General features: G+C 66.7%; 29 protein-coding genes and 1 tRNA gene. 16 read left to right on the top strand and 14 right to left on the bottom strand.

Features of this window, described 5'->3' with window-relative positions; translation table 11 throughout:
• Position 1 precedes the first annotated feature (1 nt).
• The gene (locus E0504_RS19085) at positions 2 to 631 is read left to right on the top strand and encodes a glutathione S-transferase family protein (protein WP_131625314.1); all 630 of its coding nucleotides are present in this window, start codon (positions 2 to 4) and stop codon (positions 629 to 631) included.
• Here the strand turns inward: E0504_RS19085 and E0504_RS19080 are convergent.
• The 3 genes from E0504_RS19080 to E0504_RS19070 are packed head-to-tail and all read right to left on the bottom strand — an operon-like array spanning position 628 to position 3397.
• Complete coding sequence (locus tag E0504_RS19080) at positions 628 to 1560, bottom strand: CPBP family intramembrane glutamic endopeptidase (protein ID WP_131625313.1); 933 nt, start codon at positions 1558 to 1560, stop codon at positions 628 to 630. The genes E0504_RS19085 and E0504_RS19080 overlap by 4 nt on opposite strands.
• A gap of 44 nt (positions 1561 to 1604) precedes the next feature.
• Entirely contained in the window at positions 1605 to 2366 is a 762-nt protein-coding gene (locus E0504_RS19075) for an isocitrate lyase/phosphoenolpyruvate mutase family protein (RefSeq protein WP_131625312.1), read from the bottom strand.
• Positions 2366 to 3397 (bottom strand): bifunctional transcriptional activator/DNA repair enzyme AdaA, encoded by a 1032-nt coding sequence (locus E0504_RS19070; protein ID WP_131625311.1) that lies wholly within the window; start codon positions 3395 to 3397, stop codon positions 2366 to 2368. Before E0504_RS19070 ends, E0504_RS19075 begins: the two co-directional genes overlap by 1 nt.
• Positions 3398 to 3419: 22 nt before the next feature.
• Between E0504_RS19070 and E0504_RS19065 the strand changes: the two genes are divergently transcribed.
• Positions 3420 to 5054 carry a serine protease gene (locus tag E0504_RS19065; protein ID WP_207974481.1) on the top strand — a complete coding sequence of 545 codons (1635 nt, stop codon included), beginning with the start codon at positions 3420 to 3422 and terminating at the stop codon, positions 5052 to 5054.
• 11 nt (positions 5055 to 5065) lie between these two features.
• Here the strand turns inward: E0504_RS19065 and E0504_RS19060 are convergent, their stop codons facing one another.
• Complete coding sequence (locus E0504_RS19060) at positions 5066 to 5893, bottom strand: TauD/TfdA family dioxygenase (RefSeq protein WP_131625310.1); 828 nt, start codon at positions 5891 to 5893, stop codon at positions 5066 to 5068.
• Between the two features lie 198 nt (positions 5894 to 6091).
• On the opposite strand from E0504_RS19060, the gene E0504_RS19055 reads away from it, so the two are divergent.
• From E0504_RS19055 to E0504_RS19025, 7 genes are all read left to right on the top strand, one after another.
• Positions 6092 to 6646: a F0F1 ATP synthase subunit delta gene (locus E0504_RS19055; protein WP_131625309.1), complete on the top strand. Its 555-nt coding sequence runs from the start codon at positions 6092 to 6094 to the stop codon at positions 6644 to 6646.
• Positions 6647 to 6682: 36 nt separating this feature from the next.
• A complete protein-coding gene (gene atpA / locus E0504_RS19050) occupies positions 6683 to 8212 on the top strand; it encodes a F0F1 ATP synthase subunit alpha (protein WP_131625308.1) in 1530 nt (509 codons plus the stop codon).
• Between the two features lie 28 nt (positions 8213 to 8240).
• Positions 8241 to 9119, top strand: a complete 879-nt coding sequence (locus E0504_RS19045; protein ID WP_131625307.1) for a F0F1 ATP synthase subunit gamma — start codon at positions 8241 to 8243, stop codon at positions 9117 to 9119.
• Between the two features lie 23 nt (positions 9120 to 9142).
• Positions 9143 to 10600 carry a F0F1 ATP synthase subunit beta gene (gene atpD / locus E0504_RS19040; protein WP_131625306.1) on the top strand — a complete coding sequence of 486 codons (1458 nt, stop codon included), beginning with the start codon at positions 9143 to 9145 and terminating at the stop codon, positions 10598 to 10600.
• Positions 10601 to 10605: 5 nt separating this feature from the next.
• Positions 10606 to 10866, top strand: coding sequence for an ATP synthase F1 subunit epsilon (locus E0504_RS19035; protein WP_131625305.1), 261 nt, complete (start codon positions 10606 to 10608; stop codon positions 10864 to 10866).
• Positions 10867 to 10877: 11 nt separating this feature from the next.
• A complete protein-coding gene (locus E0504_RS19030) occupies positions 10878 to 11231 on the top strand; it encodes a hypothetical protein (protein ID WP_131625304.1) in 354 nt (117 codons plus the stop codon).
• A gap of 124 nt (positions 11232 to 11355) precedes the next feature.
• The gene (locus tag E0504_RS19025) at positions 11356 to 11583 is read left to right on the top strand and encodes a DUF1153 domain-containing protein (protein WP_131625303.1); all 228 of its coding nucleotides are present in this window, start codon (positions 11356 to 11358) and stop codon (positions 11581 to 11583) included.
• Positions 11584 to 11590: 7 nt separating this feature from the next.
• Here E0504_RS19025 and rimM read toward each other — a convergent pair whose 3' ends face one another.
• From rimM to E0504_RS19000, 5 genes are all read right to left on the bottom strand, one after another.
• Entirely contained in the window at positions 11591 to 12073 is a 483-nt protein-coding gene (rimM, locus tag E0504_RS19020; RefSeq protein ID WP_131625302.1) for a ribosome maturation factor RimM, read from the bottom strand.
• Between the two features lie 9 nt (positions 12074 to 12082).
• Positions 12083 to 12625, bottom strand: coding sequence for a 30S ribosomal protein S16 (gene rpsP, locus E0504_RS19015; protein WP_131625301.1), 543 nt, complete (start codon positions 12623 to 12625; stop codon positions 12083 to 12085).
• A 33-nt stretch (positions 12626 to 12658) separates the two neighbouring features.
• Complete coding sequence (ffh, locus tag E0504_RS19010) at positions 12659 to 14161, bottom strand: signal recognition particle protein (protein ID WP_131625300.1); 1503 nt, start codon at positions 14159 to 14161, stop codon at positions 12659 to 12661.
• 148 nt (positions 14162 to 14309) lie between these two features.
• A tRNA-Ala gene (locus E0504_RS19005) sits at positions 14310 to 14385 on the bottom strand.
• A gap of 85 nt (positions 14386 to 14470) precedes the next feature.
• Entirely contained in the window at positions 14471 to 14794 is a 324-nt protein-coding gene (locus E0504_RS19000; RefSeq protein WP_131625299.1) for a TIGR02300 family protein, read from the bottom strand.
• Between the two features lie 203 nt (positions 14795 to 14997).
• Between E0504_RS19000 and aroA the strand changes: the two genes are divergently transcribed.
• The 7 genes from aroA to E0504_RS18965 all read left to right on the top strand — a co-directional run bounded on the left by aroA (position 14998) and on the right by E0504_RS18965 (position 21354).
• Positions 14998 to 16299 carry a 3-phosphoshikimate 1-carboxyvinyltransferase gene (gene aroA, locus E0504_RS18995; RefSeq protein WP_373693917.1) on the top strand — a complete coding sequence of 434 codons (1302 nt, stop codon included), beginning with the start codon at positions 14998 to 15000 and terminating at the stop codon, positions 16297 to 16299.
• Positions 16296 to 16556, top strand: coding sequence for a hypothetical protein (locus E0504_RS18990; RefSeq protein WP_207974479.1), 261 nt, complete (start codon positions 16296 to 16298; stop codon positions 16554 to 16556). The genes aroA and E0504_RS18990 overlap by 4 nt, the downstream gene beginning before the upstream one ends.
• A complete protein-coding gene (gene cmk / locus E0504_RS18985) occupies positions 16553 to 17173 on the top strand; it encodes a (d)CMP kinase (protein ID WP_131625297.1) in 621 nt (206 codons plus the stop codon). The genes E0504_RS18990 and cmk overlap by 4 nt, the downstream gene beginning before the upstream one ends.
• Before the next feature lie 221 nt (positions 17174 to 17394).
• Positions 17395 to 19128, top strand: coding sequence for a 30S ribosomal protein S1 (gene rpsA, locus E0504_RS18980; RefSeq protein ID WP_131625296.1), 1734 nt, complete (start codon positions 17395 to 17397; stop codon positions 19126 to 19128).
• Positions 19129 to 19294: 166 nt separating this feature from the next.
• The gene (gene gloB, locus E0504_RS18975) at positions 19295 to 20050 is read left to right on the top strand and encodes a hydroxyacylglutathione hydrolase (protein WP_131625686.1); all 756 of its coding nucleotides are present in this window, start codon (positions 19295 to 19297) and stop codon (positions 20048 to 20050) included.
• A gap of 3 nt (positions 20051 to 20053) precedes the next feature.
• Positions 20054 to 20380: a DOPA 4,5-dioxygenase family protein gene (locus tag E0504_RS18970; RefSeq protein WP_131625295.1), complete on the top strand. Its 327-nt coding sequence runs from the start codon at positions 20054 to 20056 to the stop codon at positions 20378 to 20380.
• Entirely contained in the window at positions 20380 to 21354 is a 975-nt protein-coding gene (locus E0504_RS18965) for an NADPH:quinone oxidoreductase family protein (RefSeq protein WP_131625294.1), read from the top strand. Before E0504_RS18970 ends, E0504_RS18965 begins: the two co-directional genes overlap by 1 nt.
• Before the next feature lie 3 nt (positions 21355 to 21357).
• Here E0504_RS18965 and E0504_RS18960 read toward each other — a convergent pair whose 3' ends face one another.
• From E0504_RS18960 to E0504_RS18940, 5 genes are all read right to left on the bottom strand, one after another.
• Positions 21358 to 21972 (bottom strand): flavodoxin family protein, encoded by a 615-nt coding sequence (locus E0504_RS18960; protein ID WP_131625293.1) that lies wholly within the window; start codon positions 21970 to 21972, stop codon positions 21358 to 21360.
• A 70-nt stretch (positions 21973 to 22042) separates the two neighbouring features.
• Positions 22043 to 22594 (bottom strand): hypothetical protein, encoded by a 552-nt coding sequence (locus E0504_RS18955; protein ID WP_131625292.1) that lies wholly within the window; start codon positions 22592 to 22594, stop codon positions 22043 to 22045.
• A gap of 14 nt (positions 22595 to 22608) precedes the next feature.
• Positions 22609 to 23100, bottom strand: coding sequence for an ATPase (locus E0504_RS18950; RefSeq protein ID WP_131625291.1), 492 nt, complete (start codon positions 23098 to 23100; stop codon positions 22609 to 22611).
• 71 nt (positions 23101 to 23171) lie between these two features.
• On the bottom strand, positions 23172 to 23396 hold the full coding sequence (locus tag E0504_RS18945) for a F0F1 ATP synthase subunit C (RefSeq protein ID WP_131625290.1): 225 nt from the start codon (positions 23394 to 23396) through the stop codon (positions 23172 to 23174).
• A gap of 48 nt (positions 23397 to 23444) precedes the next feature.
• Positions 23445 to 24194, bottom strand: a complete 750-nt coding sequence (locus tag E0504_RS18940; protein ID WP_165938551.1) for a F0F1 ATP synthase subunit A — start codon at positions 24192 to 24194, stop codon at positions 23445 to 23447.
• Positions 24195 to 24201: the final 7 nt, after the last annotated feature.

The following is a 24201-nucleotide window of genomic DNA, read 5'->3' as shown; positions in this document are numbered from 1 at the left end:
AATGCTGACCGTCCACCACCTGCGCATCTCGCAATCCGAACGCATCGTCTGGTTGTGCGAGGAACTGGGCCTCGAATACGATCTCAAGCTGTACACCCGGCGAAGCGACAACAACCTCGCCCCCGACGACTACAAGGCGCTTCACCCGATGGGGATCGCCCCGGTGATCACAGACGGCGATTTCGTACTCGGTGAGAGCGGTGCGATTTGCGAATACATCGACCGCAAGCACGGGAGCGCGCGGCTGTCGCCGGGACCGGAGTATCCGGACTTTGCCGGGCACCTGTTCTGGTTCCATTTCTCCAACGCGACGTTCATGACCAACGGCATGATGGCGCTGGTCGCGGGGCGGATGGGCGGCGACACGCCGGAGTTCGTCGCGGTCCGCGTCGCGAAAGCCTGGGCTCTGGCCGAAGCTCGCCTGGCAGAGGCGGAATTCTTCGGCGGCTCCCAGCTTACCACGGCGGACATCATGATGGGGTTCAACCTTACCACCTCGCGCATGTTCGGCGGGGCGGACTTGGCGTCGTTCCCCAACATTGCGGCCTATTTGCAGCGGATCGGCGAGCGACCCGCCTATCGGCGCGCCATGGAAAAGTGCGAGCCGGGGATGACGCCGAAGCTCGACTAGCTTTCGCTAGTCTGCATCTGGTTCTGCCGTGCCAGGCGCCCGCGCACCCACCACGGTTGGACCAGGTTACCCGCTCGCACCGCCCGATAGACGAACCACATACCCAGCGGTGTCGCCAGCGCCAGCGCGATGACCGATGCTTCCAGCCCGAAGGGGCCGCCCGAAAGCAAGACCGGACCGGCAGGGTACGATTCGACCAGCCCATCGACCTGGAAGCCTGAGACCGGCACGTCCCAGATATACCCCTGCGCAAAATTCCATCCGAAGTGCAGTCCGATTGCCAGCCACAGGTTGCGCGTCAGCATGTACGCGCCGCCCAGCATGACCCCGGCCTCCACCGCGATCGCAAGTGAGGAGAACACCGTCGCGTTGTCGTTTCCGAGGTGCCCCAGCCCGAACAACGCCGAGCTCAACGCCAGCGCGAACCAGCTGCCGCCGAACTGCTCGAGGAAGCGGAACAACACTCCGCGTGCGAGAATCTCTTCGAAAATGCCAGCCTGCAAGCCGGCCGCGAACAGCAGCATCGGCAAGCTGGTGCTGCCGCCCCACCCTTCCAGCCTGTATGCGCCCATCAACGCGGCGACGCCCACAATGAGGCTCATGAGCAGCGTGGCAATCAGGGCTCCGCGAGGCGCGTCGAGCCACTGGCGATTGAACGGAAGTTCGTCCGCAGGCTGATCACCCAACCGGGCGATCACCAGTTTGTAGGCCGCGATGGCCACTGCCACCGTGCACAGCGAGATGAGCGGCGCGTCGACCCACTGGGGCAATGTTTCGAGAGGGAGCGCCTGTAGTATTGGCGCCAGCAGCGCGATGGGGAACAACAACACCAGCATCGCGATAATCAGCGCAACGAGCGGAAAATCGATTACGCGCCGCCGCAGCGGCTTGGTCGATGCTGCAATGCTAGTGATTGGCTCGCTATCCACTATTGTTCCCCCGCCCAGCAGCACGCACGCAGGCTGGCGCCGAGTCAACCGGCGTAAGGCGGGTTTCCGCCGGCGAACACGGCCGTCGCCTGTTGCTCCAGCCAGGTCATCGCCGCCGCCCACGGCCCGTGACCGAAGCTGATCCGCGCGACGCCCAATGCGCCGAGCTCAGCGGCCGTGCCGCGGCCGGGCGCCCACAGGATGTTCACCGGCAGGGGTGACCGTTCGCAGATCCGCGCGATGGTCGCATGGTCGCCAAGGAACGGCACGAACAGGCTGCCGGCACCGGCATCGGAAAAGGCGCTCGCCCGCTCCACCACCGCATCGATCAGGGCGGGCGTGTAGTCATGGGCCTTCTTGCCGAAGTAAACATCGGTTCGCGCATTGACGTGGATGCCCGCCGCTGCGGCTGCCGCGACCCGCGCCGCCGCGGTATGCACCGGCAAAAGCTCACCGGCGCCTGGCATGCGATCTTCCAGGTTGACCCCTGCCGCACCCGCTTCGCGCGCCAGTTGCACCGAACGGGCAACCTCTTCGGTGCCGTCGCCGTAACCCGCTTCCATGTCGATGGTCACGGGCAGATCGGTGACCGTCACGATGCGCCGCAGGTTCTCCAGCGCCACTTCAAGCGGCAAGGTCTCGCCGTCCTTGAATCCGTTGGTCTCGGCGACCGCATAGCTGCCAGTCGCGATGGCTTTGGCGCCCGCGCCTGCCACGACCTTTGCCGAGCCCGCGTCCCAGATGTTGAACAGAACCAGCGGATCGCCCGGAACATGCAGCGCCCGGAATTGATCGACCTTGTTCATCAATCCGCTCCTTCTCGTTTCAGCAACTCGCGCTTGCGCGTGAGCCCGTAGGCGTAGCCGCCCAGATCGCCGCCGGTGCGGATCACGCGGTGACACGGGATCAACACGGCCACGTTGTTGCGGGCATTGGCGCTGCCCGCCGCGCGGATCGCCCTGGGATTGCCCGCAGCAGCAGCAATCTGCGCATACGTGCGCGTCTCGCCGGGCGGGATCTCGCGCAGCGCCTTCCAGCATGCCTCCTGAAACGCGGTGCCCCTGACATCGAGGGGGATGTGCGCTGAGTCGCCCGGCGTCTCCACCGCCGCGATGACCTGGCTGAGCAGAGCCTGGAATGCCTCTCCCCCTTCCACCAGGTCGGCGCGGGGGAACCGGCGCGCCAGCGCGTCCGCTCCTTCCTCGAACGACAGGCGGCAAACCCCCCGCTCTGTCGCGGCGACCAGCATCTGGCCCAGCGTCGTGCCGACGATCGCCCAATGGATCGTCACGCCGCGCCCGCCGTTGGCCCATGCGCTCGGCTGCATTCCCAGCCGGGCGTTGTCGTAGAAGCGGCTGGGGTTCTCATAGCCTGCCTGATAGATCGCCGCCGTGACGCTGCCCTCGCTGGTCAGCGCCGAACGGGCGCGCTCCTCGCGCAATGCGCGGGCATAGGCGGCGGGGGACAAGCCGGTGGCGCGGGTGAACACGCGCTGGAAATGGCTTGGCGAATAGCCGGTCAGCGCCGCCAGCTCGTCGAGCTTCGGCAGGCCCGAACTGGCCTTGATCTCGTCGATCGCGGCGACCACCGCCGCCTCGTCCCGCGCAACCGCGTTCGGCAGGCAGCGTTTGCAGGCCCGCAAGCCCGCCGCCTCGGCCTCCGCCGCCGTCGCATAGAAGCGCACGTTCTCGCGCCTGGGTGCCCGCGCGGGGCAGCTGGGCCGGCAATAGATGCCGGTCGAATGAACCCCGGTGACGAAGCGGCCATCGTATCGCCGGTCCTTGGCCATGGCGATGGCCCATTGCTGCTCGTCGGTGAGTGCTTCGTCATGATCCATCGCTGTCTCCACGGTGCCAGACTTGGCTGCGGCTGAACAGGTAGCGTGCCACGATGGGCTGCGCTTCCCGCCGCTTGCGGTCAATGTCGCAGCCCTTCACAAGCCGCCCATGCATCGCCTGTTTGCCGCCGTCTTCGCGCTGGTCCTTCTCTCGATCCCCGGCGCAGGCCGGGCGGACCCCGCCGACATCGCCGCCGCCGCGCGGGGTGTGGTGCGGGTGGTGATCATGAATACCGAGGGCGATCAGGTCTTCCCCATCAGCCATGGCACCGGGTTCGCGGTAGGACCCAACCGGATCGTCACCAATGCCCATGTCGTGCTCGACGCGATGCAGGACGATACCCTGCGGATCGCCATCGTCCCGCCGGATGGCGATGCCGCCGATTACGCGACGGTCATCGCCGCGTCTGCCGCCAAGGACCTCGCCCTGCTGGAGACTACCGGGACGCTGCGCCTGCCCAGGTTGACGATCAGCGGCACCGCCGCCAGCGATGGTGAAGAGGTGACGGCGGTCGGTTACCCGATGAACGTCGACCGGGCGCAGGGGCTCGACCTGCCCGACCTCTTCCGTCCCCAGCCCCCGGTGAAGAGTCGCGGTTTCATTTCGGGCGCACGGCCCTCCCGCGATGTGGACACCCTGCTCCACACAGCACCGATCGCTCGGGGAAATTCAGGTGGGCCGCTGCTGGACAATTGCGGGCGCGTGCTGGGGGTCAACAGCTTCGGAACCACGTCCGAAGACGGCTCGGACGCTGAGTTCTCTTTTGCCGTGTCCGACCGGGAGTTGCTGCCGTTCCTCAAGGCCGCGGGCGTGGAGCCGGCGATCAACGCGCTGCCCTGTCGCTCGATGGCGCAGCTCGATGAGGAAGAACGCGCCCGCCTTGCCGAGCAACAGGCCACCGCCCGCGCCCGGTTGGCCGACCGGGCCGAGGCGAGCCGTGAGGAGCGGGAGCGCGCCCAGCTCGAGGCAGAGATGTCGGTCCTAAACGATCGCGAGAACGCGATGGCGATCGCCGCGGTGCTGTTGCTGGTGGCGGCCGGTGCGGGGTTCTCCGCCTTCAACTTGCGAACGCGCGCGGATGGCGGCAAGGGCATGCGTATCGCCGGGGCCATCTCGGCTGCCGCGCTGGTCGCGGCGCTGGCGGTGTGGTTCACCCGGCCCGGCCTCGACGCGATCGATCGACGGGTCAGCGATCTCCTCGCACAAGAGGTTCAACCTGCTTCCGATGGCGACGGAAAGGCAGACCCTGCGGCGACCGAACTGACCTGCACCCTCCAGCCGGACCGCAGCCGGATCGTCAGCGAGCCGCCGACCGACCTGGACTTCGCGTGGAACCCGAACGGCTGCGTCAACCGGCGCACCCAATATGGGTTTGCCGGCGGCCAATGGAGCCGGCTGTTCGTGCCGAACGACGAGGACGCGATTTCGGTCAACAGCTTCGACCCGGAAGCCCGAACGTTCCGCACCGATCGGTTCGCGCTGAGCCGGTCGGCCATGGTCAAGGCTCGCGAGGCCCGCGCGAGGTACCGGGCGCCGGCCTGCGGGAGCGACGACGCGGCGAGCAAGCTGGGCGAGATGCAATCGAGCGTCGCCGCGCTGCTTCCGGCACAGGCGAACGAGCGGCTGGTCTACAGCTGCCGGGCCCGGAAAGACTGAGCGAGGCGGGACTAGGCGGCCAGCGCCTCTCCGGTCAGGGTGATGCGGTGCATTTCGCGGGCGTGGCCGTGGTAATCGTTCATCGCGTAGTGCCACGTGGTGCGATTGTCCCAGATCGCCACGGTGCCATCGCGCCATTCGACCCGGCCCTGCAGTTCCTCACGCATGGCGTAGGCCCACAGGCGTTGGAGCAGCGGCAGGCTGTCCGCCCGGCTCCGGCCGACGATGTTGAGGGTGAACGACGGGTTCACATAGAGCAGCCGGCGCCCGGTGCGCGGGTGGCGCACCACCAGCGGATGAACGGCGCCGGTCTTGAGGTCCTGCCCGCGCAAGGTCGCGCCCTGATCGGTCTGGGCATAGACGCCGTCCGGCGAATAGATGTGGTCGGCGGTGTGGAAGGCGCTCAACCCTTCGATCTCCGCCTTGGTGCCATCGTCCAGCGAATCGTATGCCTCGCCCATGTGAATGAATAGCGTGTCCCCGCCTTTCGGAGGCAGGGTGCGCGCCACGAGGATAGAGCCCATCGCCGGCACCTGATCATACGAGTGATCGGTGTGCCACCCGCCGCCGATGTTGGTGGTCTGTTCGGGCGTCTTGCCGACGATGGCGATCTCCGGATGCTCTCCTTCGAGCGGGAAGTAGTTGTTGATGTCGATCCCGCCCCATCGATTGGCAAGCGCGATGTGATCTTCCGGAGTCAGCGTCTGGTCGCGCAGCACGGCCACGCCCTTGTCCCAGACCAACGCCTTGAGGTCGTCGAGCGCTGCCCCGGCCACGGTCGCAAGGTCCACCCCGCGCACTTCGGCGCCCACCCGGTCCGCCAGCGGAAACCATTCCATCGTCTCTCTCCCATTCGCCCGTGCTGCAGGTTTACTCCACCTCGGGCGCGGGCGCAAAACCTTCGGGGCCCGCACCCGGTTGCGTTGTTGGAGACCCGGTGATAGGGGCGCGCCAGCCATCCCCGGGCAGCCTTGCGGTTGCTCCCTCGCGGGCTCGGCTGAACCGACCTTTTTCCGGATCCAAGAGGACCAACGCGCGTGGATGTTTCCGCCGGTATTCAGGCTAGCCTCGCAGGGCGCTATGCCTCCGCGCTGTTCGAACTGGCAAGCGAGGCCGGCACGGTCACCGCGGTCGAGGCAGACCTCGAACACCTGGGCCAGGCGCTCAGCGAATCGGCTGACCTGCGCAATCTCACCACCAACCCCGAGATCGGCCGCCGCGCGCAAGGCGCCGCGATCGAAGGGGTGGCGGGGGTTCTCGGCACCAGCGAACTGACCCGCCGCTTCCTCGGCGTGCTGGCGGAGAACCGCCGCCTGTCGCAGCTCGGCAAGATCGTTCAGGCTTTCCGCGCGATCGCTGCCGCCCAGCGCGGTGAAGTGACCGCCGAAGTCACCAGCGCCCACGCGCTGACCGACGCGCAGGTCGACCAGCTTCGTCAGAAGCTGACAGCGCGCGAAGGCCGCACGGTGAAGCTTTCGACCAGCGTGAACCCCGATCTGCTCGGCGGTCTGGTGGTCACCATCGGATCAAAGCGGATCGACGGTTCGATCCGCACTCGCCTCAATTCACTTGCCCAGGCCATGAAGGCCTAAGGTCGTCCACGACCGCCCTAAGAAGGTATCGAAGTCATGGAAATTCGCGCCGCAGAAATCTCCAAGGTCATCAAGGACCAGATCGCCAATTTCGGCACCGAGGCGGAAGTCTCGGAAGTCGGTTCGGTGCTCTCGGTCGGTGACGGCATCGCCCGCATCCACGGCCTCGACAGCGTCCAGGCGGGCGAGATGGTCGAATTCGCCAACGGCGTGCAGGGCATGGCGCTGAACCTGGAAGCCGACAACGTCGGCGTCGTGATCTTCGGCTCGGACGCCGAGATCAAGGAAGGCGACAACGTCAAGCGCACCGGCACCATCGTCGACGTGCCGGTCGGCAAGGGCCTGCTCGGCCGCGTGGTCGACGCGCTCGGCAACCCGATCGACGGCAAGGGCCCGATCGTCGCCGACAAGCGGATGCGCGTGGAGAAGAAGGCCCCGGGCATCATCCCGCGGCAATCGGTCAACGAGCCGGTGCAGACCGGCCTCAAGGCGATCGACGCGCTCGTCCCCGTCGGCCGCGGCCAGCGCGAGCTGATCATCGGCGACCGCCAGACCGGCAAGTCGGCCGTGGCGATCGACACCTTCATCAACCAGAAGGAAGCGAACGCCGGCACCGACGAGAGCAAGAAGCTGTACTGCATCTACGTCGCGGTCGGCCAGAAGCGCTCCACCGTCGCGCAGCTCGTTCGCACGCTCGAAGAAAATGGCGCGATGGAATATTCCATCATCGTCGCCGCGACCGCTTCGGAGCCCGCTCCGCTGCAGTACCTCGCGCCCTACACCGGTTGCACGATGGGCGAATTCTTCCGCGACAACGGCATGCACGCCGTGATCGTGTACGACGACTTGTCGAAGCAGGCGGTCGCCTATCGCCAGATGTCGCTGCTGCTGCGCCGCCCGCCGGGCCGCGAAGCCTATCCCGGCGACGTGTTCTACCTGCACAGCCGCCTGCTCGAGCGCGCGGCCAAGATGAGCGACGAGAACGGCGGCGGGTCGCTGACCGCGCTGCCGATCATCGAGACGCAGGCGGGCGACGTGTCGGCCTACATCCCGACCAACGTGATCTCGATCACCGACGGCCAGATCTTCCTTGAAACCACGCTGTTCTTCCAGGGCATCCGCCCGGCGATCAACGTCGGCCTGTCGGTGAGCCGCGTCGGCGGCGCCGCGCAGACCAAGGCGATGAAGAAGGTGTCGGGCTCGATCAAGCTGGAGCTGGCGCAGTACCGCGAGATGGCGGCGTTCGCCCAGTTCGGTTCCGACCTCGACGCCTCGACCCAGAAGCTGCTGAACCGAGGTGCGCGCCTGACCGAGCTGCTCAAGCAGCCGCAGTTCTCGCCGCTGCCGTTCGAGGAGCAGACCGTGTCGATCTTCGCCGGCACCAACGGCTATCTCGACACCGTGCCGGTGGACAAGGTTACCGACTACGAAGCCCGGATGCTGAGCTTCATGCGCAGCGAACACGCCGGCGTGCTGGAGGAAATCCGCACCTCGCAGAAGTTCGAAGGCGAGACGGCCGACAAGACCAAGGCAGCGCTCGAAGCATTCGGCAAGCAGTACGCCTGAGCCCGAAGAGAATAGTTAGGGAGCCGAAATGGCCTCGCTGAAAGAACTCAAAGGTCGGATCAACTCGGTCAAGTCGACCCAGAAGATCACGAAGGCGAAGCAGATGGTCGCCGCCGCGAAGCTGCGCAAGGCACAGGCTTCGGCCGAAGCCGCGCGTCCCTATGCCGAGCGGCTGGGCACGGTGATGGCCAGCCTGGCGACCAAGGTCACCGGTGATGGCGCGCCCAAGCTGTTCGCCGGCACCGGCAGTGACCAGCGTCACCTGCTGGTAGTCGCGAACAGCGACAAGGGCCTGGCCGGCGCGTTCAATTCGAATATCGTGCGCGCGGCGCTCACCAAGGCGCGCGAGCTGCGGGCCGAGGGCAAGGACGTCGACTTCTACCTCGTCGGCCGGAAGGGCCGCGCCCCGATCCGGCGCGCGCATCCGCAGAACATCGCCCAGATGTTCGACACCACCGACGTGCGCGAGCCCGGCTACGCCGAGGCCGAGCGCATCGTGGCCGAGATCATGGAGATGTACGAGGCGGGCCGCTTCGACGTCGCGCACCTGTTCTACTCGAAGTTCAAGAGCGCGCTGACGCAGGAGCCGACCCGGCTGCAGATCATCCCGGTTCCCGCGCCCGAGAACGCCTCGACCGGCGAAAGTAGCAAGGCCGCGGTCGAATACGAACCGGACGAGGCCGAAATCCTCGCCGAGTTGTTGCCGCGCTATCTCAAGACCCAGGTATTCGGCGCGCTGCTCGAGAACCAGGCATCCGAACAGGGTGCCTCGATGACCGCGATGGACAACGCGACCCGCAACGCGGGCGAACTGATCAACAAGCTGACCATCCAGTACAACCGCAGCCGCCAGGCCGCGATCACCACCGAACTGATTGAAATCATCGCCGGCGCCGAAGCGCTCTAAAGTTTAGACCCAAGGAACGAACAATGGCCACCGCCCCCGTCCTGAACCAGACTACTACTGGCACCATCGCGCAGGTGATCGGCGCCGTCGTCGACGTCGCCTTCGAAGGCGAGCTGCCGGCGATCCTCACCGCGCTGGAAACCGACAACAACGGCAACAAGCTCGTGCTCGAGGTCGCGCAGCACCTTGGCGAGAACACCGTCCGCACGATCGCGATGGATTCGACCGAGGGTCTTACCCGCGGCCAGCGCGTGACCAACACCGGCGCGCAGATCTCGGTCCCGGTCGGACCGCAAACGCTGGGCCGCATCCTCAACGTCATCGGCGAGCCGATCGACGAGCGCGGCCCGGTGAACGCCGAGAAGCGCAACCCGATCCATGCCGAAGCCCCGCTGTTCATCGACCAGTCGACCGAAGCGGCGATCCTGGTCACCGGCATCAAGGTCATCGACCTGCTCGCGCCCTATGCGCGCGGCGGCAAGATCGGCCTGTTCGGCGGCGCCGGCGTCGGCAAGACCGTGCTGATCCAGGAACTGATCAACAACATCGCCAAGGGCCACGGCGGCGTGTCGGTGTTCGCCGGCGTGGGTGAACGCACCCGCGAAGGCAACGACCTCTACCACGAGTTCCTCGACGCGGGCGTCATCGCCAAGGATGCCGAAGGCAACCCGACCAGCGAAGGCTCCAAGGTCGCGCTCGTGTTCGGCCAGATGAACGAGCCCCCGGGAGCGCGCGCCCGCGTCGCCCTGTCGGGCCTGACGATGGCCGAATACTTCCGCGACGAGGAAGGCCAGGACGTGCTGTTCTTCGTCGACAACATCTTCCGCTTCACCCAGGCGGGTTCTGAAGTGTCGGCACTGCTCGGCCGTATCCCGTCGGCGGTAGGCTATCAGCCGACCCTGTCGACCGACATGGGCAACCTGCAGGAACGCATCACCTCGACCACCAAGGGCTCGATCACCTCGGTGCAGGCGATCTACGTGCCGGCGGACGACTTGACCGACCCCGCGCCTGCAACCTCGTTCGCCCACTTGGACGCGACCACCACGCTCAGCCGCGCGATCTCCGAACTCGGCATCTATCCGGCGGTGGACCCGCTCGATTCGACCAGCCGCGTGCTTGAACCGCGCGTCGTCGGCGAAGAGCACTACCGCACCGCCCGCCGCGTCCAGGAAGTGCTGCAGAAGTACAAGAGCCTGCAGGACATTATCGCCATTCTCGGCATGGACGAGCTGTCGGAAGAAGATAAGCTGACCGTCCAGCGCGCGCGCAAGATCCAGCGCTTCCTCTCGCAGCCGTTCCACGTCGCCGAGGTGTTCACCAACATCCCGGGCAAGTTCGTCCAGCTGGAAGACACCGTGAAGAGCTTCAAGGCAGTCGTCGACGGTGAGTACGATCACCTGCCCGAGAGCGCGTTCTACATGGTCGGCGGGATCGACGAGGCGGTCGAGAAGGCCAAGAAGATGGCGGACGAGGCGTAAGGCAGATGCCGCTCCATTTCGAACTCGTGACGCCGGCCAAGCTCGTCCTGTCGGAGGATGTCCACATGGTGGTCGTCCCCGGCACGGAAGGCGACTTCGGCGTGCTGGAAGGCCACGCCCCGGTGATGAGCACCATCCGTGACGGCGCGCTGCAGGTGTATCGCACCGCAGGCGCGGCGCCCGAAAGCATCGAGGTGCGCGGCGGTTTCGCCGAAGTGGGCGATGCCGGGCTCACCGTCCTCGCCGAGCAGGTCGTCGAGGGCTGATCATCTTTCGGATGTTTGAAAGCGCGCGCGCGCAGCGATGGCTGCGGCGCGCGTTTTTCTTGGCCGCTGCATTCGCGTTCGTGATGGCGCTGCTGCCCCAGCCCCCGCAGATACCGGGTCAGCCGGGCGACAAGATTCAGCACATGCTGGCGTTCTTCACCCTCGGCGCGCTCGCGGCGGCTGGATGGCGCGACCGGTCGATCCTGACGCTATTCGCACTGCTGGCGATCCTGGGAGGCGCGATCGAGCTGTTCCAGGCGATTCCCGCGCTCCACCGGGACGCCGAATGGCTCGACTGGCTGGCGGATATGGGAGCGACCCTGGTGGCGCTGATCGTGACCCGCGGGGTCCTCAACCGCGGCTAGCCACAACTCGTCGTACCGCTGCCTCCACTGGGATGCTTAACCCGTTGCTAGGCATTCGGGGAAAGTCCGAATTAACTCTCTCCGTCCACTTTCGTCCTCGAGGGGGCGGAGGAGTTTTAAGATTATGGCCTACGCCTATGACAGTACCGTATCCGAAGCGATCAAGCGCGCCGGACTGCCCAAGTCGCATAAAGTTCACTGGTCACCGGCCCGCAAGGCCGAGGTGGTCCGGGCCGTGCGCGACGAACTGATCACGTTCGACGAGGCCCGCGGGCGCTATTTGCTGAGCCGCAGCGAATTTCGTGAGTGGGAGGAAAAGGTCGATCGCGAATCGCAGCGCGAGAACGCCTGACCGGGCGTCACGCCAGGAAGGCGGGATCGATCACCACGCGGTGCTCGTCCCATTCGGGCACCGCGTCGGCGGTCATCGGGACCATCGCCCGGCGACCGTCGGGCGCCTCGATTTCCAAGATATCGCCTGCGCCGAAATTCTCGATCGCGACAACCACGCCCAGCGGTTCGCCATCAGCATCGACCGCGGCCAGCCCGAGCAAGTCGGCGTGGTAATACTCACCTTCGGCAAGCGGCGGCATCGCTGACCGCGGCGCCGTCAGCGCGGTGCCGCGCAACTGTTCCGCCGCGGTGCGGTCAGCGATCTCGGCAAAGCGTGCGACCGCCCCGCCCTTGTTGTCGCTGCGGATCTTGCTGAGCGTCAGCGCGCCATCATTGAAGCTGGCGTAGCGCTTCAGCGCGTCCACCCCGTCGCCGAACAGCTTGAGGCGGACTTCGCCCGTCACCCCGTGCGCGCCGGTGACGGCGGCGAGAGTGACGGGCTTGTCCATCGGCGTGGCTTAGCCTTCGGCCTTGTCCGCGCTGCCTTCGGCAGGCTCGTCGGACGAGGCGCCGGTTGCGGCATCGTCACCGGTCGCGGGCGCTTCGCTGCCTTCGGCCGGTTCGTCAGAGCTGGTCGCGGCGGCGGAAGCTTCCTCGGCAGCCGGGGTTTCCTCGGCTTCAGGTGCCGGGGCGGCGGCGGCGGCGGCAGCGGCCTCGGCAGCTTCGGCTTCCTTGGCGGCCCGCTCTTCAGCGCGCTCGGTCGCGGCTTCGCCCGGCTTGCCCTTGTTCGGGTTGTTGCGCGGCGCACGCTCGCGGATGCCGGCGGCATCGAGGAAGCGGGCGACACGGTCCGACGGCTGCGCGCCGACCGAGAGCCAGTGCTTCGCGCGGTCGTCGTTCAACTTGACGCGCTCTTCGGAGTCCTTGGGCAACAGCGGATTGTAGGTGCCGATCTGCTCGAGGTACTTGCCGTCACGCGCCGAGCGGCTGTCCGCCACCACGATGCGATAATAAGGCCGCTTCTTCGCGCCACCGCGCGACAGCCGGATTGCAATTGCCATTGTCTCTTACCTTTCCAGTCTAAACTATTTAAATTACTTCTTTTTCATCAAATCCTGCAGGTTGGCCGGCAACGCGCCGCTGCCCAGCCCGGGAAGCGCCGGAGGAGCGGAGCCGCTTCCCCCGCCAAATCCGCCCTGGCCGCCCATGCCGCCCATGCCCATTCCGCCGAGCGCCCCGCCCAGTCCGCCCTTGCCAAAGGCGGCGGCCAGCCCCTTGAAGCCGCCCATCTTGCGGATCTGCTTCATCGCGCGGGCCATTTCCTGGTGCATCTTCAGCAGCTTGTTGACGTCCTGCACGTCCAGCCCGGCGCCCGCCGCTACGCGTTTCTTGCGCTTGGCGTTCATCAGTTCGGGCTTCTCGCGCTCCCTCGGCGTCATCGAGCCGATGATCGCGTCCATGTGGACCAGCATCTTGTCGTCGGCACCTGACTGCGCCATCGCCTGCTTGGCTTTCTTCAGGCCGGGCATCATGCCGGCGAGCATCCCCAGACCGCCCATGTTCTGCATCTGCTTCAGCTGCATGCGCAGGTCGTTGAGGTCGAACTGACCCTTGGCCATGCGCTTGGCCAGCGCCTCGGCGTCTTCTTCCTTGATCGTCTGCGCGGCGCGCTCGACCAGGCTGACGACGTCGCCCATGCCAAGGATGCGGTCGGCTACCCGGCCGGGGTGAAACGCCTCCAGCGCATCGAGCTTCTCGCCCGTGCCGGCGAACTTGATCGGCTTGCCGGTGACATGCCGCATCGACAGCGCCGCGCCGCCGCGGGCATCGCCGTCCATCCGGGTGAGCACCACGCCGGTGAGCGGCACTTCGCCGCTGAACGACTGCGCGACGTTGACCGCATCCTGCCCGGTCAGCGCATCGACCACCAGCAGCACTTCGGTCGGGGCCGAGACGCCGGCAACCGCCTTCATCTCGTCCATCAGCGCCTGGTCGACGTGCAGGCGGCCCGCCGTGTCGAGCAGCAGGACGTCGATGTTCTGCAGGCGCGCGCTCTCCAGCGCGCGGCGGGCGATGTCGACCGGCTGCTGGCCCTTGACGATCGGCAGGGTGGCGACGTCCACCTGCGTGCCCAGCACCGCGAGCTGTTCCTGCGCCGCCGGCCGCGCCACGTCGAGCGAGGCCATCAGCGCCTTGCGGCCGTGCTTTTCGCGGATGTACTTCGCCAGCTTGGCGGTGGTGGTGGTCTTGCCCGACCCTTGCAGGCCGACCATCATCACCACGACCGGCGGCTTGGCATTGAGGTTGAGCGGTTCGGCCTGCGCTCCGTCTCCGCCGCCGAGCATTTCGACCAGCTCGTCATGCACGATCTTGACGACCTGCTGACCCGGCGTGACCGAGCGCAGCACGTCCTGGCCGACCGCTTTCTCGGTCACCGCATCGATGAACCGGCGCGCGACCGGCAGCGCGACGTCCGCCTCGAGCAGCGCGACGCGCACCTCGCGCATCGCCTCGCGCACGTCCGCCTCGTTCAGCGCGCCGCGACCGCGCAGGCGGTCGAAGACGTTACCGAGGCGGTCGGACAGATTGTCGAACATGCGCTACCTCAAAACACGACCGACCCTCCCGGGTCCGCCAAATGCGAAAAACGCCGGCGGACGAAACCTCGTCGGCCAGCGTGCGAGCTCCACCAGGAAACCCGACTTTGTCTGTATCGCAGCCATTGGACCGAATTCGGCGGTCTAATGGTGGAGCCTAGCGGGATCGAACCGCTGACCTCCTGCATGCCATGCAGGCGCTCTCCCAGCTGAGCTAAGGCCCCGTACCACTGCGTTCCTGCCAAACCTGCGAGAGGTGCGGCAGGCCGCGCCCTTTATGGACGCAGGCCGCGGTTGGCAAGCATCGATTTAACTGTCGTCGTCGTCGTCGTTGCCGCCGGTGGCCACGCCCAGATCGTCGTCACCGCCGAGATCGACGTCGTTGTCCGGCGAATCCTCGTCGTCATCGACGTCGATGTCTTCCAGATCGTCACCGCCCAGATCGCTATCGGGCTCGACGTCCTTCTTCTTTTCTTCCTCGAACGGGATCGGCTGCTTCGACTTCAGCACCGGTTCGGGCGACCACGTGTCGCCGCATTCGATGCAGGCGACCGGATCGTCCTTGCCCAGATCGTAGAAGCGCTCACCGCACTTCGGGCACTGACGCTTGGTGCCCCATTCAGGCTTGACCATTGCAATTCCTCGGCTGGCCCGCCCGAAAGCTGCGGACGGGCGATAGATATGGGAAACTTGATGGGTACCGGCGCACCGGAATCAAGAGCGGGCGCGCCTTGCCACAGGGCATGGGCACTGTCAAAAGCCGCGCGTCCGGGTCGACCCGGCAAGTCTTGCCGGACCGATCGCCCTTGGACGCCTCCCCCACCCCCCGCACCTTCATGCCAGCCGGTCCGCTGCGCGGGACGATCCGCGTGCCGGGCGACAAATCGATCAGCCACCGCGCGGTGATGCTGGGCGCGCTGGCGATCGGGGAGACGCGGGTGACGGGCCTGCTCGAAGGCGAGGACGTGATGGCGACCGCCGCCGCCATGCGGCAGATGGGCGCCGGGGCCGCGAAGCATGCGGACGGGTGGCGCATCCACGGCGTGGGGGTTGGCGGATTGCTGCAACCAGCCATGGCGCTGGAGATGGGCAATTCGGGCACCTCCACCCGGCTGCTGATGGGCCTGCTCGCCAGCCACGCGATCACCGCCGCGTTCACCGGCGATGCCAGCCTTTCGCGCCGGCCGATGGGCCGGGTGATCGAGCCGCTGAGCCGGATCGGCGCCAGCTTCACGCCCTCGCCCGGCGGCACGCTGCCGCTGATGATGACCGGGGCTCCGGTCCCCGTGCCGATCGAATATCGCCTCCCCGTGGCGAGCGCCCAGGTAAAAAGCGCCGTGCTACTCGCGGGCCTCAACACCGCGGGCATCACCACGGTGATCGAACCGGTCGCCACCCGCGACCATTCCGAACGGATGTTGCGCGGGTTCGGCGCGGAGCTGGAGGTGGAGGAACTGGACGGCGAGCGCATCATCCGCGTGCGGGGCGAAGCCGACCTGACGCCGCAGACGATCGAGGTGCCCGGCGATCCCAGCTCCGCCGCGTTCTTCATCGTGGCCGCCACGCTGATCGAGGGCAGCGACCTCACCATCGAGAACGTCGGCCTCAACCCCACCCGCGCCGGACTGATCGATGTGCTGCGGCAAATGGGCGCCTCGATCGAGGAACTGAACGCGCGCGAGGTGGGCGGTGAGCCGGTCGCCGACCTGCGAGTGCGCCACGCCGCGCTGTCGTGCATCGCAGTCGATCCGGCCCTCGCCCCCAGCATGATCGACGAGTTTCCGGTGCTGTTCGTCGCCGCCGCGCTCGCGCAGGGCCGCACGGTCACGCGCGGGCTGGACGAACTGCGGGTCAAGGAGAGCGACCGCCTCGCCGTCATGGCCGCGGCACTCACCGCAGCAGGGGCGCGGGTCGAGGAAACCGCCGACGGCCTGATCATCGATGGCACCGGGGGCGAACCCTTGCGCGGCACCGCCAACGCCCGGGTCAAGACGCACCTCGACCACCGTATCGCGATGAGCCTGGCCATTGCCGGGCTCGCCAGCCAGGCCGGGGTGGAAATCGACGACACCCGCCCGATCGACACCAGCTTTCCCGGTTTCATCCCGCTCATCGAAGGCCTCAGGCACTCATCATGACACCCATCTCTCCGTTCGCTGCCGACCTGATCGGATTTGCCGGAAGCTTCTGCATCGTCGCCGCCTACGCATACAGCAACGTCGCCAAGACGATGAACATGGTGCTGTTCAACCTGACGAACTTCGTCGGCGCCGCGCTGTTGACCGTGTCACTTACCGTCAACTTCAACCTGCCCACGCTGGTGCTGGAGATCGTCTGGATGGCGATTGCCCTGTTCGGCCTGGCGCGGGCGCTGATGGCCCGGCGGGCGCCGTGATCGTCGCGGTCGACGGTCCCACCGCGAGCGGCAAGGGCACCATCGCCCGCGCGCTGGCGGAGCATTACGGCCTGCCGCATCTCGACACCGGGCTGCTCTATCGCGCGGTTGGCCGGCAGGTGTTCCTCGACGGCGGCGATCCCGACAACGGCGGTGATGCCCTCGCCGCGACCGCCTTTCCCGATGGTTTGCTGCTGGACCCCCATCTGCGCAGCGAGGAGACCGGCGGCCTCGCCAGCCGGGTGTCGGTTCACCCTTCGGTCCGCCAAGCGCTGTATGAACGCCAGCGCGCCTTTGCCACGCAGGCCGGCGGCGCGGTGCTGGACGGGCGCGACATCGGAACGGTGATCGCCCCCGACGCCGACGTGAAGCTGTTCGTCACCGCGAGCGTCGATGCGCGCGCGCAGCGCCGCTGGAAGGAGATGCGCGAGGCCGGGCGTGACGTGACCCTGCCCGCGATCGCGGCCGACATCCGCGCCCGCGATGCGCGCGACAGCGGCCGCGCCGACGCCCCGCTGCGGGTGGCCGAGGGTGCGTTCGTGATCGACACCTCGGCCCTCAACCGCGAGCAGGCCATTGCCGCCGCGATCGAGGCGGTGGAGACCGCGCGGCGCTGATCCGCTTATCCTTGCTTTTTGCCGCATCCGCGACTAAGGGGCCACCCGTCCCCACAGCTTTGGCCGAACAGCTTCGCTCGACAGGACCTTCGCACGGCATGCCGGCCGCGCGAGGAAACGGCCCTCTTGCCCCGGATGATCGCGCAATGGTGCGTGGTCGGCGGGAAAGACCCCGGTAAAACCGGTGGCCGGTAGCAAACGTGAACAGGAACCCTGATCCTATGGCATCATCTGCCACCCCCACTCGCGCCGATTTCGAGGCGCTGCTCAATGAACAGCTCGGCGGCGCCGGCGAAGACGGCTTCGAAGGCCGCGTCGTCAAGGGCACCGTGACCGCGATCGAAAACGGCATGGCCGTGATCGACGTCGGTCTGAAGAGCGAAGGGCGCGTGGCGCTCAAGGAATTCACTCGCGGCGAAGGCGGCGAGGACATGGAGCACGGCCTTTCGGTCGGTTCCGAAGTCGAAGTGTTCGTCGACCGGGTCGAGAACGCCGACGGCGAAGCGATGCTCAGCCGCGACCGCGCCCGCCGCGAAGCCGCGTGGGACAAGCTGGAAAGCGAATTCGGCGAAGGCAAGCGCGTCGACGGCCGCATCTTCGGCCGCGTCAAGGGCGGCTTCACTGTCGATCTCGATGGCGCCGTGGCCTTCCTTCCCGGCAGCCAGGTCGATATCCGCCCGGTGCGTGACGTCGGCCCGCTGATGGACATGCCGCAGCCGTTCCAGATCCTGAAGATGGATCGCCGCCGCGGCAACATCGTCGTGTCGCGCCGCGCCGTGCTGGAAGAAACCCGCGCCGAACAGCGCAGCGAGCTGATCGACAAGCTGACCGAAGGTCAGGTCATGGACGGCGTGGTCAAGAACATCACCGATTACGGTGCGTTCGTCGACCTCGGCGGCATCGACGGCCTGCTGCACGTCACCGACATGAGCTACAAGCGGGTCAACCACCCGTCGGAAGTGATCAACATCGGCGACACGGTGAAGGTGCAGATCGTCCGCATTAACCCGGAAACGCAGCGCATCAGCCTGGGCATGAAGCAGCTGGAAAGCGATCCGTGGGATGGCGTTGCCGCCAAGTACCCGGTCGGCATGAAGATGAAGGGCACGGTGACCAACATCACCGAATACGGCGCCTTCGTCGAGATCGAGCCCGGCATCGAAGGCCTGGTCCACGTTTCGGAAATGAGCTGGACCAAGAAGAACGTCCACCCCGGCAAGATCGTCTCGACTTCGCAGGAAGTCGACGTGGTGGTGCTGGAAGTCGACAGCGACAAGCGCCGCATCAGCCTTGGCCTCAAGCAAGCGCAGGGCAACCCGTGGGACGATTTCGCCGACAAGTACCCGGTGGGTGCGATCGTCGAGGGCGAAGTCAAGAACGCCACCGAGTTCGGGCTGTTCATCGGCCTGCCCGGCGATGTCGACGGCATGGTTCACATGTCCGACATCGCCTGGGGGATCTCGGGCGAGGACGCGCTGGCGCTTCACCGCAAGGGTGAAGAGGTCAAGGCGGTCGTGCTCGACGTCGATGTCGAGAAGGAACGCATCAGCCTCGGCATGAAGCAGCTTGAAAAGGGTGCGCCCGCTGCTGGCGGCGGTGCCGCTTCCGCAGGCGGTGGTGCCGGTTCGGTCAAGAAGAACGATGTCGTCACCGTCACCGTGCTGGAAGTGCGCGACGGCGGCCTGGAAGTGCAGGTCGGCGACGACGGCGCGACCGGCTTCATCAAGCGCAGCGACCTTGGCCGCGACCGCGACGAGCAGCGTCCCGATCGCTTCCAGGTCGGTGCCAAGCTCGATGCCATGGTCATCGGTTTCGACCGTTCCAAGAAGCCTAACTTCTCGGTCAAGGCGCGTCAGATCGCCGAAGAGAAGCAGGCCGTCGAACAGTACGGTTCGTCCGACTCGGGTGCGTCGCTGGGCGACATCCTCGGCGAAGCGCTGAAGGCGAAGCAGTAAGCCGCAGCGGCCAGCGGGCTTAGCCCGTCTGGAAGCAAAGGCTGGCCGGAGGCCGCGTCACGGGATCCCATCCCGTGACGGCCCCGCCGAAGTAGAGAAAGGCCCGCCCGCTCCCTTGAGCTGGCGGGCCTTTCCTCATTGGGGCGCAGGCGTTACCCTGCCCCTCATGCTCGAGATCCACCAGTTTCCTTGCCTGTCGGACAACTACGGCTTCCTGGTCCACGACCCGGACAGCCAGGAAACCGTCTGCATCGACACGCCCGAGGCGAATGCCTACCTGCGCGAAGCGGCCGTCAAAGGCTGGCAGATCACCCAGATCTGGAACACGCACTGGCACCCGGATCATGCGGGCGGCAACGCGGCGATCAAGGCGGCCACCGGCTGCACCGTCAGCGGACCTGCGGAAGTCGAGCGGATCGGCCCGCTCGACCGGGTGCTGACGCCGGGTGACACCGTGACCATCGGAGAGCACGAAGGCACCGTGTTCGACGTGGGCGGGCACACCAACGGCCACATCGCCATCCACTTGCCCGACGACGAGGTGGCTTTCGTCGGCGACAGCGTGTTCGCGCTCGGCTGTGGGCGCATGTTCGAAGGGACGGCGGAGCAGTTCTGGGCCAGCCTCCAGCGGATCAAGGCGCTGCCGCCGGCGACGATGCTGTACTGCGCGCACGAATACACTCAGTCGAACGCCCGCTTCGCGCTCCACGCCGACCCTGACAATGCGGAGCTGCAGGACTATGTCGCGGAGATCGACCAGCGCCGCTCCCGGCAGGAACCCACGGTGCCCACCAAGCTGGAGCGCGAGCTCGCGACCAATCCGTTCCTGCGTGCCGATACGGACGACTTGCAGGCCCGGTGGGGCGGCGGAGCGGCGCACGAGACCTTTGCCGCCCTGCGCGCAGCCAAGGACAGCTTCTAGGCCGTGGCGATCCGCGGCTACCATGCGCACATCTATTTCGACCCGCACGAGGTCGATCATGCCCGCGCCGTGGCCGCGGCGGCGCAGGCGGAGTTGGGCTGCCCGGTCGGACACTTCCACACGGCACCGGTGGGGCCGCATCCGCGCGGATCGGTGCAGCTTTCGCTGCGGCCCGAGCAGTTCGCGCGGTTCGCCCACTGGGCTTCGGAAGGACGCGAGGGGCTGACCATTTTTGCGCATGGCCTCAGCGGCGACGATCTGGCCGATCACACCCGCTACGTCATCTGGTTCGGCCATTCGGAGCCGCTCGACCTGACGATCTTCGCCTGATGCAGGCGCTGCGGGTCGAGGCGCTGTCTGACGATCTGTCCGGCGTGCGACTGGCGGACCTGGCGGATCCCGTGCGCGCACCGGGCGAGGTGCTGGTGCGGGTCCACGCGGCATCGCTCAACTATCCCGACCTGCTGATGACCAGGGGCGGCTACCAGTTCAAGCCACCGGTGCCGTTCACCGCGGGCATGGAACTGGCGGGCGAAGTGCTGGCGGCTGACGCCGACAGCAGGTTCTCGGTCGGCGACCGGGTGATGGGCGGCGCCAAGACCGGGGTGTTCGCGGAATTTGCCGCGGTGCCGGCGCGCTCGCTCAAACCCATACCCGCCGCGCTCGATTATTCCGCCGCCGCGGCCTTGGGAGCGGCCTACACGACCGCTTACACCGCCCTGGTGGAGCTTGGCGGATTGCAGGCTGGACAATGGGTGCTAGTGCACGGCGCCAGCGGGGGTGTTGGCCTTGCCGCGTGCGACCTAGCGCGCGCGCTGGGCGCTCGGGTGATCGCCGCCACGCACGATGCCGGTAAGGCCGAGCGAGTTCGCGCGGTCGCCTCGCCCGAAGCCGTGATCGTCAACACTGGCCGCTTTCGGGAGCAGGTCGCGGAACTGACCGGCGGCGCCCTGTGCGACCTGGTCTACGATCCCGTCGGCGGGGACGTGTTCGACGAGAGCACCCGCTGCGTGGCGTTCGGCGGGAAGCTGCTGGTGATCGGCTTCGTCGCCGGCCGCATCCCGGAAATCGCGGTCAACATTCCGCTCATCAAGGGCTTCTCGATCGTCGGCGTGCGGGCAGGCGAATACGCACGCCGCTTTCCGGAGCGGGGCGCGCGGATAGCCGCCGAAGTCTCGCGCCTGGCCAACGACCGCGCCATCGCACCGGTCATCGACCGGGAGCTGCCGCTGGCCCGCTGGAAGGAGGGCTTCGACGCGATGGCCGCCGGCGCGCTCGTCGGAAAGCTGATCTTCCGCCCCTGATTGTCAGGCAGGGCCCGGGTAGGCATCCGCCTTCAGCAACTTCGCCAGATGCGCCGCATTGCTGGCGACCAGCTTGGCGGTCTCGGTGACCTTGTCAGGCGTCTTGTCCAGATCCTTGAAGTCGGTCGAACCCATCGCTTCGCCCACCCAGTAACAGGCGGCGGTGGCGGGGATCGTCCAGCCGGTGTCGTTCAGGCTCTGGAACAGTTGCGCCGAGGCCCAGTGGGCGCCGTCCTCGTTTCCGACAATGGCCGCGACGGCGACTTTGGAGAAGCTCGGCATTCGTCCCTGATCGTCGGTTTCAGACAGGAATGCGTCCATCCGCTCCAGCACGCGCTTGGCGATCGAGCCGATCTGGCCCATCCAGATGGGCCCGCCAAAGATCAGGATGTCGTGGCTGAGGATTTTTTCCCGCAAGGCCGGCCAGTCATCACCGTCCCCTTCATCCGACGTGACGCCCGGCAACACGTCGTGGTCGGCGATCCGGATGGTTTCACTGATCTCGACGTCAGCGGCCGCAAAGTGCTCCCGCAACACCTCGATCATGGCGTCGGTCGAGCTGTCCTCGCCCGAGCTTTTCTTGAGCGAACAGTTGATGGCGATCGCGGTAACCGGCACGTGCTTCTCCTTGCTGTAACAAGGACGAAGCGAGCGGGTCCGGCGGCAGTTCCGCCGCGCCTGATAAATATCAGATTGTGCTGATCAGCTGATCGGCCAGGCGACGATCGGCGTCCTCGCCGTGCTGCGCAGCGATGAGGCGCGCGGCAGCCTGCGAGGCCATCGCGGCAGCCTCGCGCCGTAGCTCGTCGACGGCGGCCCGTTCGGCAGCGCCAATCTTCGATTCCGCCGCCGCCGCGCGGCGCTCGAGCAGCAGGGCGGTATCCGCTTCGGCCTGTTCCACGATCTTGGCGGCATCGGCACGCGCATGATCGAGCAGCGCGGCAGCTTCCTGCGCGCTCTGGGCATGCTCTGCCTTGGCCTGGTCGAGCAGCGCCTGCGCCTCTGCACGGATGCGCGCCGCTTCGTCGAGGTTACGGCGCTTCTCCGCGATTTGCGCGTCCAGCGCGGCAGCGATCTTCTGCGGCGCCTTGGCAACGAAGATCGCCAGCAGGAAGAAGATCGTCAGGCTGACGTAGACCCAGCCCTCAGCGCCCAGGCCGAGGAGGGTTTCCTCGACATGCCCGTTCACCTCGGTGTGCCCGGCAGGCTGTTCTTCGACCAATGCGGGAAGTGCGCTCATCGTTCTGGATCCTGTCAGCCGCGCGCCAGGGCGGCATCGACGGCACTGGCCGCAGCGTCCCGCGAAGGCTCGCTGCCGGTCAGCTTGGCGACGATCGCCTGGGCGTTTTCGGCGGCCACATCGCGCAAGGCGACACGGGCCGCTTCGCGCGCGCCGGCGATCCGCTGTTCCGCGGCCGCCGTGTGAGCATCGGTCGACGCCTTGGCGGCAGCGACCCGCTGCTCGCGCGCGGCGGCGGCGGCGGCGTTGGCTTCCGCCAGCGCCTCACGCGCACGGGCGTGGTTGGCTTCACGCTCGACCCGGTTCTGTTCGACGAGTTCGTCAGCCGCGTCCTTGGCCGACTGCGCGACCGCCAGATCGCCGTCGATCTTCGACGTGCGCTCGTCCATCACCTTGCCCAGGCGCGGCAGCGTCAGGCGGACGATGCCGAAATAAAGCACGACGAAGAACACCGCCAGCCAGAACAGCTGGGGGATGAACACTGTACCGAAATCGAATTGAGGCATCGAAGCCGCCCGTCACCCGGAATGTTGATCGCCGGGCCCCACGCGCTGCGTCTGGCCCGGCGATAAGGAAATCAGCTGAAGGCGAGTGCCAGCGCGACGACGGCGGCGATCAGGCCGAGGGCCTCGGTCACCGCGAAGCCGAAGATCAGGCGGCCACCCATCTGCGCGTCGGCGCTGGGGTTGCGCAGCGCGCCCTGCAGATAGTTGCCGAAGATCGCGCCCACGCCGATGGCGGCGAGACCCGCACCGATCGCAGCCAGACCCGCACCGATAACGCGTGCCGATTCAACGTCCATGTCGAAAACCTTTCCTTGAGATTACCAGTCGGTGGGCCAACGCGGCCCTTAGTGGAGATTCACCGCATCGTTGAGGTACAACGATGCCAGAAGAGCGAAAACATAAGCCTGGACGACCGCGATCAGCACTTCGAGCGCGGTCAGCGCGACGTTCACCGCCAGCGGCAGGATGCCGAACACATACGGCACCGCGTTGAACGAGCCGAGCGCCACGACGAACGTGCCGAACACCTTGAGCAGCACGTGGCCCGCGGTCATATTGGCAAACAGCCGGATCGCCAGCGTGAACGGCCGCGAGAGGAAGCTCAGCACCTCGATCACGAACACGAATGCGCCGAGGAAGATGTTGGCGTCCTTGGGCCAGAACAGGCTGAAGAAGTGCAGCCCGTGGCGCCAGAACCCGACGATGCAGACGATGATGAACACCAGGAACGCAAGGCCGATAGTCACCGAAATGTGGCTGGTCGGGGTAAACGCGCCGACCCACGGCAGCAGGCCGAGGAGGTTGCACACCAGCACGAACATGAACACCGCGAAGATCAGCGGGGCGTAGCGCTTGCCTTCAGGTCCGACGTTTTCCGCCAGCATGTTGCGCACGAAATCATACACGTATTCGACCGCCGCCTGCCAGCGCCCGGGGACGAGCTGCGGCTTCGCCGTGCCGACGAACATGAACACCGCGATCACGCCGATCGCGATCGCCATCCACAGCGAACTGTTGGTGAACGACAGGTCGTAGCCACCCGCTTCCAGCGGTTGCAGCTGAACGACCTCGAACTGCTCCATCGGACTTGCCATGAAACTT

It is taken from the genome of Parafrankia sp. BMG5.11, assembly GCF_004337455.1.
This window is presented reverse-complemented; position numbering and strand designations above follow the sequence as displayed.